The organism is Phytohabitans sp. LZ39 (genome assembly GCF_059359075.1).
The window spans coordinates 132,354-149,315 of the sequence record NZ_JCADBM010000025.1; the positions used below are offsets into that span (position 1 = coordinate 132,354).

General features: G+C 71.5%; 5 protein-coding genes. 1 reads left to right on the forward strand and 4 read right to left on the reverse strand.

Annotated features, from left to right (window positions below; translation table 11 throughout):
* Positions 1 to 173 precede the first annotated feature (173 nt).
* Together AC5L36_RS36855 and AC5L36_RS36860 are read right to left on the reverse strand one after the other, a co-directional pair.
* The gene (locus tag AC5L36_RS36855; protein WP_441223436.1) at positions 174 to 5,924 is read right to left on the reverse strand and encodes an RHS repeat domain-containing protein; all 5,751 of its coding nucleotides are present in this window, start codon (positions 5,922 to 5,924) and stop codon (positions 174 to 176) included.
* Positions 5,921 to 12,616 (reverse strand): LamG-like jellyroll fold domain-containing protein, encoded by a 6,696-nt coding sequence (locus AC5L36_RS36860; RefSeq protein WP_441223437.1) that lies wholly within the window; start codon positions 12,614 to 12,616, stop codon positions 5,921 to 5,923. The genes AC5L36_RS36855 and AC5L36_RS36860 overlap by 4 nt, the downstream gene beginning before the upstream one ends.
* 175 nt (positions 12,617 to 12,791) lie before the next feature.
* On the opposite strand from AC5L36_RS36860, the gene AC5L36_RS36865 reads away from it, so the two are divergent.
* Positions 12,792 to 13,418: a biliverdin-producing heme oxygenase gene (locus tag AC5L36_RS36865; RefSeq protein WP_441223438.1), complete on the forward strand. Its 627-nt coding sequence runs from the start codon at positions 12,792 to 12,794 to the stop codon at positions 13,416 to 13,418.
* A 129-nt stretch (positions 13,419 to 13,547) separates the two neighbouring features.
* Here AC5L36_RS36865 and AC5L36_RS36870 read toward each other — a convergent pair whose 3' ends face one another.
* Both AC5L36_RS36870 and AC5L36_RS36875 read right to left on the reverse strand, forming a co-directional pair.
* Entirely contained in the window at positions 13,548 to 14,096 is a 549-nt protein-coding gene (locus AC5L36_RS36870; RefSeq protein WP_441223439.1) for a hypothetical protein, read from the reverse strand.
* A gap of 53 nt (positions 14,097 to 14,149) precedes the next feature.
* The gene (locus AC5L36_RS36875; protein ID WP_441223440.1) at positions 14,150 to 16,915 is read right to left on the reverse strand and encodes a helix-turn-helix transcriptional regulator; all 2,766 of its coding nucleotides are present in this window, start codon (positions 16,913 to 16,915) and stop codon (positions 14,150 to 14,152) included.
* Between the last annotated feature and the right edge of the window lie 47 nt (positions 16,916 to 16,962).

Genomic DNA, 16,962 nt, shown 5'->3' on the forward strand with positions numbered 1-16,962 from the left:
AGGCTTTGCACGTATCCGTCGACGACCTTTCGATGGAGTCAAGCACGGGAGCCAGATACAAAGGCACATACAGGGTGGTAGCCATTCGTAAAATCGCAAAGCCGCTGTCGTAATAGCGCAAACGGCCATGCGCCGCCCCTCCGTGGAGGGACGGCGCATGAGCGTGGAACGGGCTAGATGGCGCACAAACCTCCGCCGCGGTTACAGATGCGACCGTCCGAGGTCGTGTAGGTATCCGGGTTCTTCGCCGGCGGCGGTGGCGGCGCGGCGGGCTGTTGCGGCGGCGCCGACTTCCCGGGCCGCGACTGGACCGGCCAGTGCTTCTTGGCACGCACCGCACCGACCGGGATCGGGCCGACGAAGTTGTACGGGTAGATCGACACCGAGGGCGGCGGCAACCAGATCGGGAAACCGCTCGGGGTCATGGTGACCCGGTCGGTGTCGGCGAAGGGTCCGGACGTCTTCGGCCACGTGTCACAGATCTGCACGATGAACTCGCAGCCGCCGGTCGTCGTCGCGCTGGCGTAGGTGATGGCCCTGCCCACCTGCTCGACACCTTGGCCGAGCGTGGGGTTGTACAGGTATCCGCTGGTACCCGGGCCGAACTCGCCCACCTTCTCCTCGGCGCGCGCCACCCGGCCGTCGGCCCACCTGCGCACGCCACCGCCGTTCGGCAGGAGCCGATGCTGATCGGTGAACGCGCCCGCGTCATGGGCTCGCACGCTTGTCTTCATCTTCTGGGTGAGCCGCAGCTGCCGCCATGCCGTCCGTGCGGCTCCGGCCACGATCTTCCCGGCGCCGAGGACGGAGCCCGCGACGTCGAGACCGCAGTCCACCGCGTTGCCGCCGCCCGAGCAGTTGTAGGCGGCGTTGTACAGCCCGGCGCCGAAGGCCACCCCCGCGGCGAGCAGCCCGACCGGACCGGTCGCCACGATGGCCAGCAGCCCGGCGGCAGGCGCGACCCACTTGGTGACCTCGGCGACCACCTTGACCGCCTTCTTCACCGTCCGGCCCAGCCAGCTCCAGAAGCCGAGTCCGGTCGGGTCGGAGAGGGTGACCGGGTTGTTGTTGCTGTACGTGTACCCGTGCAGCTGCTGTGGATCGGTCGGGTCCATCAGCGGGTCGACCGAGACGAACCGGCCGAGCAGCGGGTCGTACTGGCGGGCGCCGATGTTGGTGAGGCCGGTAGAGGAGTCGATCCGGCCGCCCACGAAGCCCTTGTCACCCACCCACGGCACCGGCGCACCCCGCGGCGCGCCGAACGGGGTGAGCCGCCGCTGGGTGACCTTGAGGCTCGCCGCGTCGATCGCCACCTGTGCGGTGCCCTGGTGGTCACCGGCCTCCCAGCTCACGCCGGCCGCCGTGCGCGTCGCCACGGTGTCGTCGCCGTGCTGGTAGTACCGGGTCGCGGCCAGCTTGCCGGTCGCCTTCGTCAGCGTCAGGTCCTGCCCGTCCAGGTACACGGTGATGGTCGTCGGATCTTCGCGGAGCAGCCGCTCGCCGTCCGCGTCGTAGACGAATCGGGTCTTCTTGTCGCCCTCGCTGAGCTGCGCCAGCTTGCCCAGCGGGTCCCATTCCAGCACCTGCCCGGGCCGGGTGAGCGTGTTGCCCGTGCCGTCGTAGGTGAAGGCGTCCGTCTTGGTGCCGGAGGGTCCGGTCGTGGTCACCGACGCCAGCTTGTGCGCGCCCGCCGCCGGGTACCCGTACGTGCGCTCGGTGTCGCCCGCCGCCGCGTGCTGGGTCTCGGTCAGCCGGTTGCCGACGGTGTCGTACGTGTACGAGTGCCAGTAGGGTGCCGCCCCGGCCAGCGAGCCGGTGTCGGGTGCCGCGCCGCAGCCGCCGCCCGGGGTCCACACGTCGGTGAGCCGGCGCAGGTGGTCGTACCGGAAGCACTGCACGTCGTGCGGCAGGTCCATCGGCGTGTTGGCGATGGACGTGACGTTGCCGGTCGGGTCGTAGGTGTAGTTGACGTCGGTCTGCATCGGTCGCGGCAGCTCGGCGTCGACGATGGCGCGGGTGAGCCGGCGGGTGCTGTCCTCGTAGTAGAACGACAGCCAGGCCCGCTTGCCTGTCGCGCCGAGCTGGATCCGCTCGGTTTCGCCGTAGCGCGTGTAGCTGGTCTTGGTGACGTACTCGAACGTGCCCGAGCCCTCCGGGCCGCCGGTGAGCTTGGTCGGGTTGCCGAGCTCGTCGTACTCGTGGGAGACGGTCTCCTTGCCCAGGTCGCCGATCGCCGGCAGGGTCGTCCCGTTGGCCGAGCCGTCCCAGTTGAGCGTGCTGTACGTGGTGTAGGAGCGGGCGAGCGTCTGCGTCCGGGGGCTCTCCGGGATCGTCACCGTGGTCTCGTACGGGTGGTAGAGCTCGGTGTAGTTCGCGATCGACCGGGTGTAGGCGGCGCCGTCCACGTAGCGGGTGGACGAGGCGAGCTGCCCCAGCCCCTTGAACGCGGTGTCGTAGGTCCACAGTGCCAGCAGCGTGTCGCCGGTCTTCACGGTCAGCTTGCGCCCGAGCTTGTCGTACGCCGTCGTGAGCGTGACGCCCTTCGCGTCGGTCGCGGTGACCGGCTGGCCGGCGTCGTTGTACGTCGTGGTCGAGACGCCCCGGTCGGGGTCCTCGTGCCGGACCTTGTTGCCACGGATGTCGTACCCGATCCGCCAGACGTTGCCGCCGGGGTCCTTTGTGGACGCCAGCTGCCCGGCCTTCGTGTACGTGTAGGTCGTCGAGTCGTACGTGCCGGATGGCGTGCCGCCGCGGTACTGGCGCAGCTCGACCGTCTGGCCGCGGCCGTCGGTGATGGTGGTGGTGGCCGTGCCGCCCGCGGCCGGGGTCAGGTGCACCCGGTCGCCGCCGTACGTCGTGGTGGTACGCCACCGTTCGACCGCGCCGGCCTTGTAGACCTCGGCGACCGTGCGGCCCGCGCCGTCGTAGAGCGTGACGGTGTGTCCGGGGATCTCGGTGTCGCTGGCCACCCAGATGTTGTCGTCGATCGCGGCGTCGTTGAAGTACGGCTGGGTGTTCTTGTAGGCCCGGCCCTGCGAGTCGTACCGGGTGTCGGTGAGCAGCCGGCCGCCGCCCACCGCGGGCACCTGCTTCTGCCGCAGCCGCAGCAGCCCGTCGTAGATCTCCTTGGTGGTGAGGTAGTTGCCGTTCGCGTTGAGCGTGCTGGTCGTCACGACGGTCGGCCCGTTGCCCCGCACGAGGTACGAGAACTTGGCGCTCCCCGCGTCCGGGTACTTGGTCCGGGACCGGTTGGGCAGCCAGACCTGGGTGGAGCGGCCGAGCGCGTCATACGCGGTCTCGGTCTTCCGCTTGTTGGCGTCGACGACCGTGATCGGCAGGCCCCAGGCCGGCTCGAGCGTGGTCGTGACCGCGTGACCGAGCGGGTTGGTGGTCACCGTCTGGGTGACCGGGCCGCCGGTCGCCGGCGTGTAGACGGTCCGGGTGACCTCACCCATCGCGTCGCGCGACTCCACGACCCGTCCGTGTTCGTCGTAGACGCTGCTGCCGGTGGTGTAGTACCCCGGATCGCCGGAGGCCGGTCGGGTGGACAGGCTCCGGGTGCGGGTCAGGTTGCCGGCGGCGTCGTAGTCGTTGAGCACGTCGGTGACGGCGTCGCCGGGAAAGGACGGTGTCTTGCCGCAGCTCGTCGCCACCGTCTCGATGCGGGATGCGAGGTTCATCAGCCACGGGCCGGTCTTGCGGGCATACGTGGTGCGGGTGCACCGGTCGTCAGCCGCCGTCGCGACGTCACCGAGGTCGTCGACGGACTCGATCTGCCCGCGATCGTCGTATGTGGACTCACCGCGGGTGGTGCGCCAGCCGCCGGCGGCCAGCGCGGTCCATTCCTCGGTCACCCCGGTGCGCACGATGTACGACTTCAGCGCTCCCCGGGTCGCGGTCGGCCCGCGCCAGGTCGGCTCCTCGATCTTCTTTTCGACCACCCGGTCGGTGTCGCCGTCATACGTGATGGTCTCCAGCCGCACGCCCTGGAGCCAGTCCTCGTCGTCGCGCGCCGGACCCTCGGTCGCCTGCACCTTCACCGCGCGCGGGCCGCCGTTGGGCAGCTTGTCGCCGTGCATGCCGCGGTAGAAGCGCTGCTCGGTCCGGCCGATCGGGCCGCTGGGGTCGCCCGGCACGCCGGTGCGGATCCGCACCTTGCCGTAGCCCCGGTACTCGTCCCAGGTCTTCTTGTCCTCCTTGGTGAACTCGGAGGTGTCGTAGTGCCACGCCGCGCCGTCGAGGTACTCGTACGTCGTGACCTGCTGGATGTTGGCCACGATCGGGTCGGGCAGTCCGGTGAACTGGTCCGACTGGGTGACGCTCGCGACCACGTACTTGTGGAAGTAGTCGGTACGCTCCGGCACGTTCTTCGGCGCCCAGCGCACCGGGAAGCAGCGCAGCGTGTTGGTCTCCGGGTTGGCCGGCATCGAGCTGCCCTCGACACAGTTCGGGTTGGCGTAGTGCACGGAGAGGGCGCCGCCGCTCTCCGAGACGACGGCTGTGACGCGGTACCGGTTGAGCGGCGCCAGACCATCCACCTTGAACACCCGGTTGGAGAGCATCCGCCCCTCGAACGTCACCGCCGGAAGCTTGAGCTCGCCGCCGACGTGTCCGGTGTGGACGATGCTCTTCAGCCACAGTGCGGCCTTCTCGCCGTCACCCGGGTTGGGGAAGATCTGCTCCAGTGCCCAGGAATCCACGTCGCTGAACGCGCTACCGGCGTCCCGCACCCGCGTGACCACCTTGGCGAGGCGCTTGGTGGACCAGAACGTGGGCGAGTAGTGGTCTTTGCACGTCGCCGTGTCGCACTTCTCGTCCCAGGGCACGTCCGGCCAGTTGTCTTTCTTGTCCGGGGTGCAGTTGCTGCCGGGCACGCACCGGTCGGCCACGACGAACTCGACCTGGCCGCTCGCCTGCTGGCCCTCGCGCATGCCGTACTCGATCGTGCGCAGCGTGCCGCCCCGCACGTAGGAGACGGCGGCGTCCTTCTTGTTCATGCCGTACGAGTTCGTCTCGGTGTCGTACCCGTACAGGATCAGGTTGCCGTTGCGGTCGACGACCTTGTCGAGGTTCCAACGCCAGCCCTGCACGCAGTGCGACGCCGCGAATCCCTCGGCCTTGTTGCACGGCTCGTCCTTGTCGTCGCCGAAGACGGGTACGGTCCACGTCGACTTCGCGGCGGGACGGGACCCGAAGAAGTACTGGGTGCCGTCGACCGTCGTGATCTTCCAGTACTCGCCGTCGTCGTCCCCGTTTCCGGCGCCGGTGAGTCGCTCGATCCGCGAACCGTCGTCGCTCTTGGTCCGCCAGCGGCCGTCGCCGTCACAGCAGATCAGCAGCCCGCCGCCGCCGTTGAACGTGGCGACCGCGTTGTCGCTGCGCCAGCAGAGGTCACCGGTCTCCGGCGGGGTGGTGCCGCCCATCGTGTCTTCCGCGCAGGCGCCGTAGACCCGCTCGATGAAGCCCGGCGCGAGGTCCCATCCGTCACCGATCCAGGAGGCCTGGTTGTTCGTCGCGCTGGTCCGTCCGTCCACGGCGGACGAGGTGTACGACAGCGCGAGGTCCGGCTTCAGCCCGCCCGGCGCCGGTGGCACCCGCAGCGGGTACGACCAGGTGAAGTCGCCGGTCTGCGCGGAGACCTGCCAGGTCGCCGAGGGCGACAGCGACGTCGCCGTCGGGGTGCCGGCGCCCTGCTTGGGCGTCCCCGACGCGGGCTGATCGCCGCGCAGCGCGTTCTTGCTGGCCTGGTCCTGCTCCCTGGTACCTGACGTCTCCTGAGTGACCGGTGTGGACGGTGTCGTCGGTAGGTCGACGGACGGCCCGCCCGCGGCGAGCGCCGGTGCCGGCGCCGCCACGGCGCTGAGCAACGAAGCCGCGAGCACCGCCACCAGCCCGGCGGCCACCCGCCTACGAAGCGCTCTCATGCTGCCTCCCCTATCGGCCGGCTCAGCTGCACGAAGCCGAGCTGGCGATCCAAGACGGTTCCCTCACAGTCGGCGGCCACGGAGACAAACCGCTGACCGCCCCCGACGCACCGGTAGATCGGCTGGCTCGTGACGCCCGCGGGAGCGGCGGTCCAGACGTGACCGATGGCGGCCAGCACGGTCTTGCCCTCGCAGGCCTGGTCGGTGGAGACGAAGTAGTCGAAGTCCTCCTGGCAGCTCATCAGCGGCACGGTGCCCGGCTGGGCGACCAGCGGCACCCACCCCGCGAGGTACTCCCGCTTGTACCCGGGCGGTCCGCCATCCACTGTGGACGCGTGGTCGAATGGCCCGGTGTCGTACGCGTAGCGCATGAGCTGGGCGTACGCGACTGTGTGGCCGAGCACGCGTTCGTTGGTGCCGCCCTCGCAGTCGGAGCGGCGCGACTCGAAGTGGTCCGAGCCCATCCAGCAGCGGTAGATCGGCATCGTCACCACGCCGGCCGGTGGGTCGATGTAGACCCGGCCGACCTCGCCCAGCCCGGTCTGGCCCTCGCAGGCCGCGTCGACCGAGGTGAACGTGTCACCGCTCTGGGTGACCCGGCACGAGTAGAGCAGCCTCGTGTTCGGTTGCCCGTCTCGCACCAGCAGACCCAGGGTCAGCTCGTGGTGGTATCCGTCGGGCGGTGTGGTGGTCGTGCCCGTGTAGCGCTCGCCGGCGGCGTTCACGAACCGGCCGAGCTGTCCCTCCGGCGGTGCCGGCCACGAGCCCTGCCGGGCGATCGCCGCGTCGGACATCGCGCCGAGTGTGAGGTTGACGTCGTCGAGCGCGCCCAGGAAGAAGTCCGCCGGCGCGCCGTTGAACCGGCCTCGCCCGACGGTCGTCGGCCCGGTCGCCCGCCAGAGCGCGACGTTGTCCCGGACGGCACCCAGCTTTCCGTCCACATAGATGCGTAGCTGCCGGGCCGGGTAGTCGTAGACGCCGGTCACGTGCGTCCACTGTCCGGCCACGGCCGGCGCCGGGGCCGCCACGTAGGCCAGCTCCGCCGAGTCGGAGTCCTCCACCGGCCCGCCGAAGACCCACCGCTTCAGGGCCGGGCGGTACTGGAGCAGGTAGCCGCTCATCCGGCTGCCGTCCTGGCCGACCGCGGTGGCCGTCCGGTCGGTGCGGTCGAGCTTCGTCCAGGCGGAGACGCTGAAGCTGTCCGTCATGCTCAGCGAGGGCTGCTGCGCGACGCCGGCGCCGGACACGCCGTCCAGCTGGAGCGCCTTGCCGCTGACCCCGGCCACGTAGGACGCGCCACCGGAGACGGTCAGGTCGTTACGGGTACCGGTGTAGTCGCGGCCGGTGCCGTCGTCGAACTCGTAGACGTCCATGTTCGGCGCGGCGACGTCGTCGTGCACCTTGCGGATCTCGCCGTCGGTGAGGGCCCGCGAGTACGCCCGCACATCGTCGACCCCGCGGCTGAAGAAGTCCGCGTTGCCGCCCTTCCACTTGGCCCGGCCGATCGACAGCGGCCCGGTCGCGGGAAGCACGGTCACGCCCACCTCGGCACCGACCAGCGCGCCGTTGACGTAGAACCGGACCTGGTGCGAGCCGGCGTCGTAGGTCATCGCCACGTGTGTCCAGCTGCCGACCACCGCCTGCCCGGGCGCGGTCAGGATGACCACGTTGGTCCCCGGGCTGTCGTTGTCGACGCCCGGCACCACCAGGCCCCAGGCCTTTTCCGGCCCGCGGTACTGGAGCATGAACGTGCTGAGCCGGCCGCCGTCCTGTGCCACCAGCGTCTGGCTCGCCGTGCCGGCCTGGGTCAGGTAGGCCCACCCCGCCACGGAGAAGCTCCGGCTGGTGTCGACGACCGGGCCGGCCGTTTCCGCGTAGGCGGTGGTGCCGTCGAGCAGCACGCCGTACCCGTTGCGGCCACCGGTCCACGTGACGCCGCCCTTGAGCGTCGCGGTGCGCCCGCTGCCGCTGGAGTCGGCGAGGGTGGTGCCGGTGTTCTCGTCGACCTTCCAGTGCCCGAGGTCCGCCGCCGGCAGCGTCGCCGGGGGCCGCTCGGCGGGGTACGAGGTGAACAGCGACCAGACCCGGTCCTTGTCCAGCGCGCCGGTGTGGAGGCGCACGTCGTCGATCCGGCCCCGCCACTGCTCGCCGGTCGTGCCGCCGTCCCTGCCCTGGCCGATCCGCACGCCGCCGGAGTGCGGCCACGGGTTGTTGAGTGTGCCGTCACCGATGCGGTTGCCGTTGACGTAGAGCCAGAGCTTCTTCGCCGGCGCGTCGTACACGCCGGTGAGGTGCACCCACTTGTCGAGGTCGGCCGGTTCGGTGCTCACCACCGCCTTGGTCGCCGCGGCGCCCGGCGCGTCCGACTCCGGCATCTCGAAGATCCAGGCGCCACGCCAGCTCTGCCCGTCGTTGATGACGTGCCCCAGCCGGAACTTGCTCGTCTTCTGGCCGTCGACCGTGACCACGTCCGCCTTGCACTCGCTGACGGTTTGGAGGTCGCACTCCGTGGAGTCGAGGAACGCCCACGCGCTCACCGTGAAGCTGGCGTCGGTGCGCAGGTCCACCGCGTCGGTCGTGACGGCGCCGGTCCCGTCGAAGTCGACGCCGTTGCCGGCCCGGCCGGGTGCGAACGCGGCACCGCCGGAGAGCTTCGCCCGCTGCGCGCCGACCGCGTCCGCGGCGCCGGTGCCGCTGGACTCGTCCAGCGCCCAGTTGTGCGCGAGCGTGAGGTCCCGTCCGGCCATCACGCGGATCTCGTCGGCGAAGAGCGTGCGGCTGTACACCGCCACGTCGTCGATGGCACCGGGGAGGTAGTCGACCGGCACGCCGCCCATCTTGTTGCGGCCGATCTGGATCCGGCCGGTCGTGTGGTCCCAGGCGTTCGTGTGGTCGCGGGTCGCCGCGAGCACGCCGTTGACGTAGAGGAGCAGCTTCCCGGCGTCCGCGTCGTACACGCCGGCCAGGTGCGTCCAGACCCCGATCTGCGCCTTGCCGCCGATCGCCCGGTGTGCCTCACCGCCGCTGTCGGTGTCCTGGCTGAACATCGTGAACGACCAGCCGCCGCCCGGATCCGCCTCGATCTTGAACGAGCTGGCCCGGTTGCCGTCCTGCGACACCACGCCGTAGTGGGCGCCGACCTTCTCCAGCCGCACCCAGGCCGAGGCCGAGAAGCTGCGACTCGTGTTGATCGCGTGCGGCGCGCTGGCGAACCCGGTGCTGCCGTTGAACTGCAACGCCATGTCGGACGGGTCCGGGTACGCCGTCTGTCCGCCGACCAGGTCCACGCCGCCCTCGGCCTTCGCGGTGAGCCCGCGGGTGGACGAGTCGGGCGTCTCACGGGTCGTGCTGTCGAGGCCGTCCAGGCGCCACTGGCCCGAGGTGACCCCGCTCTGCGCGACGAGTCCCTCGATCTCCGCCGCGGAGAGCGCCCGGCTGTACGCCCGAAGCTCGTCGACGGTGCCGGCCCACGCGTTGGTCTGCGCGTTCTGCCACAGGGCGCGCCCGACCACGAGTTCGCCGGTCGCGTGGAAGCCACCGTTGTACGGCGCCGAGCCGGCCTTCTTGCCGTTGACGTATATCTCGATCTTCTGGGTCGACGCGTCGTACACGCCCATCACGTGCGCCGGTGCGCCCAGCGTGGCGGTGTTCGGCCCGCTCGCGACAACCGAGTCCCCCGGCCTGGTGACCGAGTCGGCGGAGGGCACGTAGAGCTCCCACCTGCCGCCGTCGGTGTTGCGGTAGCCGAGGAAGAACGCGGAGTTGACGGCGCCGGACTGGGAAACCGCCGTCGAGGTGTGCGTCGCCGCCGGCGCGGTGTCCAGGCGCAGCCAGCCACCGATCGTGAAGCTGCGGTCGGTACGCAGCACGCTCGTGCCGGTGCTCGCGTAGTCGTCCGGGCTGTCGAGCAGCAGCGCTCCGTTGACCGGGCTCGGCGCGAGCCGCGCGCCGCCGTGCAACACCGCCGCCGCACCACCCGGCACCGCGTTGGGCACGGTGCGGTCGGCGTCCTCCGGCCGCCTCGGCAGGTCGAACTTCCAGTGTCCAAGCTGGACGTTGTCCCGGCTCACCTCGGCCGTCACCTCAGCGGTGGTCAGCGCCCGCTCGTAGACCTTCACCTCGTCGATCCCGCCGGTGTAGCCGTAGCCGATCCGCAGCACGTCCGCGCCGTGCCACGGCGCATTGTGCGGCGCCGAACCGACCAGCCGGCCGTCCACATAGAACTTGACCGTCTTGGTTACGGCGTCGTGTATGCCGGCCAGGTGCACCCACTCGCCGGCGATCGCCGGCGACTGCACGAAAGACCACCCCGGCGGGTTCGCCTGGTCGGCCTGCGGCAGCACCCACACCCAGGCCTTCTTGTCCGCCTGGTACTGGATGCAGAAGGCGCAGGTGTTCTGGCCGTGCTGGCTGACGACCGTGTACGACTGGTCCTCGGCCTTGTCGAGCTTCGCCCAGGCGGTCACCGAGAAGCTGCCGTCGGTCCGCACCGTGTTCGGGGCGGTGATCTGGCCGTTGCCGTCGAGCCGCAGGCCGGTGCCGACCGCGCCGCTCGCGTACCGCACGGTGCCGTGCGGGGTGCCGTCCCGGTCACCGAGGAACGCGGTGTCCTCGGCGTTGCCGTCCAGCGACCACTGGGCCAGCGGACCGTTTCCGGCGCGCACGTAGATGCGGTACTCCTGCGTGGGGCTGGCGTGCCCGGCCCGGTCCTTGCTCTGTACGTAGAGCGTCTGCGGGCCGTCGTCCGTCGGCGCGATGTTCACGGTCGCCGGGCCGCCGAGCGCCGAGGCGTCGACCTTGTTCGTCGGCGGGTTCTGGAAGCCCCAGAGGTAGTGGTCGATGTCGTCGACCCGGACGCCGGGCTTGCCTGGCTCCGTCGGCGTGAAGGTGAACTGGTCGGGCTGGCCGATGCCACCGTGCCAGCGGTTGTCGCTCTGGTAGATCCGGGCGCTGACGCCGGGCTTGGAGCCGGGCGGGTCGAGGTCGACCCGGAACGAGAAGCCGCCGGCCGCCTCGCTGCCCCAGTATCCGTCCGCGCCGTGCACCCACCAGCCGATCAGCTTGCCGTTCTTGTTCTTCAGGTTGACCGGGGCGCTGTGCCGGGTGCCATTGGCCTGGGTGCCACCGTCCCAGGCGGTCTCCACGCCGTCGGCCGAGTAGCGCCACTGCGGGTACAGGTTGTCGCCGTCCGGGTCGGTCAGCGTCGCCTGAAGCGCGATGTTCTCCTGGCCCATGTACGGGACGCCGGCACACCAGCGGCACGCCGGCTTCAGCGGCGGGTCCATGCCGAGGTTGACCGGCTTGTCGGGCCGGCTGTTGAAGTGGACGACGAGACCCGTGGCCCAGCCGTCGTACTTGCGCCAGGTCCACTTGTCGCCCTCGGACGCGCCCCCGATCGTGTACGTCGACTGTCCACCGGCTCGCAGGCCGCCCGTCACGTTGAAGCCGATGGGCTTGTCGCCCGCACAGCCTGTGTAGTTACTCTCCGCGACCCGGGAGTCCAGCGGATGCTCGAGGTCGATCGGCGGCTGGTTGCCCCACGTCGTCCCGCTGTCGATGCCCCGCTCGGCGAGGTATACCTTGTGGACGGTCGTTCCGCAGCTCGGTCCGTAGACGATCTTCGCGTTGAGGGTGGCCGAGAGGATCTGCTTCCCGCCGAGGAAGCCAGTGTCGAACTGGAAGATGGAGCGGGTCTCGCCGATTCCGGCGCAGCCGCCCCAACCGCAGTACCCGACCTTCGCCCAGCCGTCGACGTCGTTGGCGCCCTGCCAGTACGACGTGCCGGCCGCGCCGCTGAAAACCTTCGTCCAACCTGGACGGTGTGGGTAGCCGAAGGCCGGGTCGATGGTGACCGGAAAGCGGGTCTTCGAGCCGCGCAGCAGGGCGGCGTCGGGCGAGAGGACCAGCGCGCCGCGTTCGAGGGCGACGCCGACGCGCGCCGACTTCGACGCGCTGTCCCACATCGCCGACGGTGGCGCCGCGAAGAGCACCCGCCCCTTGGCGTCCCGCGCCTCCAGCCCGCCCTTGCGGGTGACGGTCAGCTTGACGTCCTGTGTGGACAGGCCGAGCCGAATCCGGCGCAGGGCCGGCTGCTTCGCCGCCGACGCGTTCTCGACGACGAGGTGCTGCGTGTACCCGTCGAAGTCGGCCCGCATCCGCAGGTCGACACCGGGCAGCACATCCGGGTACGTGGCGGTCGCGCCGGAGAGCACCGGCTCGGGCAGCTTGCCCGGCCAGGTCAGCGCGATCGTCTTACCACCGCGGCCGTAGCGCACGAGGGGCGACTTGGCGCCGCCGCCGGAGAGCACAAGATCGGCCTCCACCGCGCGCGGCGCCACCGTGCCGTCCGGCCGGCGCACGAGCGTGGTGTCGACGCCGATCCAGCGCCCGTCCCGCAGCACCCGCTGGGGGGACGCGTGGAGCGTCGCGGTCATCGTGCCGTCGGGCTGCGCGTCGACCACCCGCGTCGGGGTGGTCATGTCCGCCACGCGGACCGGAGCCTTCTGCGCGATGGCGGCGCGTACGGCGCTATCGGTGTCCGGCGCTTCCCGGACGATCGGCGCGGCGGCGCGCTCGACCCCCGGCGTGTTGACGACTACCGAGGCGGCCGGCAATAGAGCGGCCGCCAGAAGGATTGTGAGCGCCGGAACAACGCGCCGGCGCAGGGGGTACCGAAAGGACAACTGACGCACGTGGACTCCCCGGATCGGGCTGTGGTGCGGTCAGTTTGTCTGCGAGCCCCATTCACAAACCTTTCATCGACCTGGTACCACGAGCGCCGCCGGGGACGGATCATCCGTTTAGTGGATCACTCACCGGGGTATCGGAGCTTAGGCTTACCTAAGTTGGCGGCGAAGGGGTGGGGCCGTGGGGTTCGCGTCGAGGGTGCGTGAGGTCACCCGCTCCGACCACGCCGCCGCGCAGGCCATGACCTACTTCGACGCGCTGCTCAGCGGCAGTCTCGACCGCGCCGGATACGCCGCGCTGACCGCTCAGCTCTTCTTCGTGTACGAGACGCTCGAGGAAGCCGCCACCGAGATGCGCGCCGATCCGATCGCCGGTCCGTTCGTCGCCGACGAGCTGGCCCGGCTCCCCGCGCTCGTCGCCGACCTCACCCACCTGATCGGGCCCGACTGGCCCGCGCACGTGGCGGCCAGCACGGCCACCTCCGAATACCGGGCCCGGCTCCGCGAGGTGGCGTTCACCTGGCCGGCCGGGTTCGTGGCGCACCACTACACCCGATACCTCGGCGACCTGTCCGGCGGTCAGATCATGCGGCGCGCGCTGCTCCGCGAGTACGGGCTCGACGGCCCGGGCACCCGCTTCTACGAGTTTCCCGGCATCGAGCCGCGCGCGTTCAAGCAGCACTACCGGCACCTGCTCGACACCGCGCCGTGGGACGCGGTCGAGCAGGACCGGTTCCTCGACGAGGTCTCCCTCGCGTACCGGCTCAACACCGCGATGCTCGACGACCTCGGTAAGGTGGTCGCGTGACAGCCCCGTTCACCCCCGACGTGATCGAGGCGATCAAGCGGCACATGAATGGCGACCATGCCGACGACCGCGAAGCGTGCGCCAGCCTCGGCGTGGAGCCGCGGGCCGACGCACGCTCACCGCTGGCTCTTACGCGGCGGGTGCGTAACCCACGACCCGACAGACCTCGAACCGGTCCGGCCCGGGCAGCAGGGCCGGGTCCTCACCGGGCAGCAGCTCGGTGTCCATGACCGCCTTGCCGATGCCCTCCAGCGCCGGCATGCTCGTGGCGAGCGTGACAAGGGTGACCTTGGCCTCCTCCGGGTCGAAGAGCACCAGCGAGCGCACCCGTCCCGGCAGGTCGCGGACAGCGGGCAGAATCCGCTCCCGGCCGGACCACCGTGCGGCCTCCAGCCGGGCGGCGCTGAGCGGTCCGTCGAAGTAGAGCAGCGTCGCCACCTCGGGACGCTCGCCGGCCGCGACGCCGGGCCAATCCTCCTCCACCTCGTACACGTCGTCGCTGTGCAGCGTGGCCGGCCGGGGCTCGCGCAGCGCGTCTTGGCGGGTCTGCCAGAGCGTCACCGTCGCGCTCCAGCCGATGCCGATCTGTTCGAGGAGGAACAGCCCGGCGAAGCCCGGATGCCCCTCGGCGTCGAATCCATTGGGAACGTTTCGCGTGGTCTGAAGTCGTGCGTACATGCCAAACACGGTGCGCCTTTCCAGGCCCGCTGAAATCAGTGGTGGCACGTACTTCAGGTACGTAGTCCGTGCTTGAGCGCCCACGCCGCCACCTGCGTGCGGTTGGTCAGCCCGAGCTTGCCGAGCAGGTTACGGACGTGCGTCTCGACGGTCCGCTCGGAGAGCACCAGCTTTTCGGCGATGGCCCGGTTGGCGAGCCCGTCCGCGACCAGGCGGGCGATCTCGCGCTCCCGGCGAGTGAGCGCCGTGCCGTCCAGCTCGGCGGCGAGCGCGTCCGCCGCGGCCAGGGTGGGCGCCATGCCGAGGCGACGGGCCGTGTGCGCGCACCGCTCGGCGAGGCTGGCGGCCCGCTCACGGTCGCCCGGCCCGTCGCGCGCCACGAGCACGCGGGCGAGGTGGAGGCGTACCACGGCCTGGAAAGGCGGCGCGCCGGCCCGCTGCTCCATCGCCTCCGCCTCGGTCAGGTGCCGCACGGCCGCGTCAAGGTCGCCGAGCGTGGCCGCGAGCCGGCCGACCACGCCGGCCGCCGCGCCCAGGTATCCGGTCGCGGCCGCGAGGTGGTACCTGGCATGTGGCAGCAGCGCCCGGTAGCAGAAGTCGGCGACCTCCCGGGTGCCGTCGCCGGTGAGCCCGACGGCCAGCTCCGCGGTGTACCCGAGCGTCGGCATCCAGCGGGGGTCCTTCGGCAGGTCGGGCAAGGCGACCCGGAGCCGCTCGAAGTGCGCCCAGGCACGCGCGGTGTCACCGGCGGCGAGGCGGTAGGCGCCGTGCACCGCCATCACGATCGGCAACGGCACCTCGCCGAACTCGCTCACCCCCGGCTCGTACTCGCCGAACCGCCCGGTCAGCCGCAGGACATCCATCATGAACGGGTAGAACAGCCCCGCCGCGCTGACGTCCTGGAGGCCCCGCATCACCTCGAACGCGGCGAGGGCGAGCCGTTCCGCTTCGGCGAAGTCACCGGCGGCCAGCTCTCGCGTAGCTCGAGTGCGCAGCAGGTGCCAGCGCGCCAGCGGCCAGCCGAGCCGATCGACGAGACCGGCGAGGGCGGCGATCTCGACGTCGACCTCGGCGAGCCCGCCGAGCTGGAAAGCGGCGTCGATCCGCCAGATCTGCCCCCACAGCGGCGCTTCCGGCCGCCCGGGCACGGCGCCGAGGTCACGCAGGCGCGAGCCGAGCTTGAGCCGCTCGGCCACGCCCTCCGGCCCCGGGATCAGGCGGTGGCGGGCGTGCGCCACGTCGACAAGCGCAGCCGGGTCGCCACTCCGCTCGGCCATCGCGGTGGCCCGCCGGCTGAGCTCGTCGGCGGCCTCCACCTGGCCGTACTCCGAAAGCGCGACAGCATGCTGCGCAAGCACCCGGGCGTGCGTGGCACTCTCCTCGTCGCGCAGCAGCGTCCGGGCCCGGCCGCACAGTCCGGCGATGGTCTCGTTGGGCGGCCCGTCGATCCCTCGAACCACGAGCGCCGCGCGGGCCACCAGGTCGGCGCGGCCGCCCTCCTCCGCCAGATCCGCCGCTGCGGTGCAGTGCGCCAGCGCCTCGGTCACCTGCCCGTCCGCGTAGGCGGCGTCGGCGAGGTCGAGCAGCAGCTCCGCGCGCCCCACGCCGCCGAGGCCCGCGCCGCCGGCGAGGTCCAACGCGCGCGCGTACCAGTGCGCGGCGTCCGCGAAGGCCAGGGCCCGATCGGCGGCCGCGGCGGCCGCCCGGCAGGCTTCGATGGCGGTACGCCGGCTGGCCGCGTCCACCGCCGCCCGCACCCGATGCCGTGCGAGCTCGCCGGCGTGCGCTCCTTGCGACGCGTCCAGCGCGTCGGCGATCCGCCGGTGCCAGTCGATCCGCTCGGCGCGGGGCAGCTCGTCATACCGCGCCTGGCGTACCAGCGCGTGGGCGAAGCGGAGGCGGTCGGGTGTGTCCGGGTCGTCGACGAGTACGCCCGCCGCGATGGCCTCGGCGAGCTGTTCCGCGGTGCCGGCTTCGACGGTCCCGCCTTCGGTGGCCGCGGCCAGGATCGCGACGTCGAACTCCTCGCCCATCGCGCTCGCGCCGCCGAGCAGTGCGCGGCAGGCCGGGCTCAGCCGTTCCAGGCGGTACCCGGCCATGGCCCGCACGTGCGCCGGCACCGGCAGCTCGGTGGCCGGTCCGGCGAGCCGCTCCTCCTGCACCAGCACCCGGGCCAGCTCACGCACGAAGAGCGGGTTGCCGCCGCTGACCCGGTGCACGTACGCCGGCCAGGAAGGATGGCCCTCCCGCAGGTAGGCGGCCACGTCCGGCTCGGTGAGCGGCCCCAGCGCGAGCGTATGCGCGGGCAGGCCGGCGAGAGACGCGGTCACCTCTCGGGCGGTGCCCAGCAGCAGTACCCGGGCACCGCCGAGCTCGCCGCACGCGTGGCGCAGCAGCCGCAGCGAGGCGTCATCCGCCCACTGGAGGTCGTCCAGCAAGATCACAAGCCCGTCCGGCTCGGCGGCCGCGAGCAGCGCGCGCACCGCCCGCTCGACCGCCAGAAACCGCGCCGCCGCCGGTGGCCCGTCACCCATCTCGAGCAGGGCCGGTGACAGCCCGAGACCCCGCCCTTGCTCCAGCACCCGCACCCACGGCCAGAACGCCGGCGCACCCTCGTCGGCCACCGCCCGCCCGGTGAGCACCGGCACCCCGGCCGCGGCGGCCCCGTCGGTAACGCGGGCGGCCAGCGCCGACTTGCCGATACCCGCCTCGCCGTGCAGCAGCACGAACCCACCCCGCCCGCCATCCGCCGTGGACCGCAGCCGGGCCAGCTCGGCCAACTCCCGGTCGCGGCCCACGAGGCGGCCGTGGGTACTCACGCCTCGTATTCTGCGCCCGCCGCCGGACGCAGGGCCCTACTACGGCG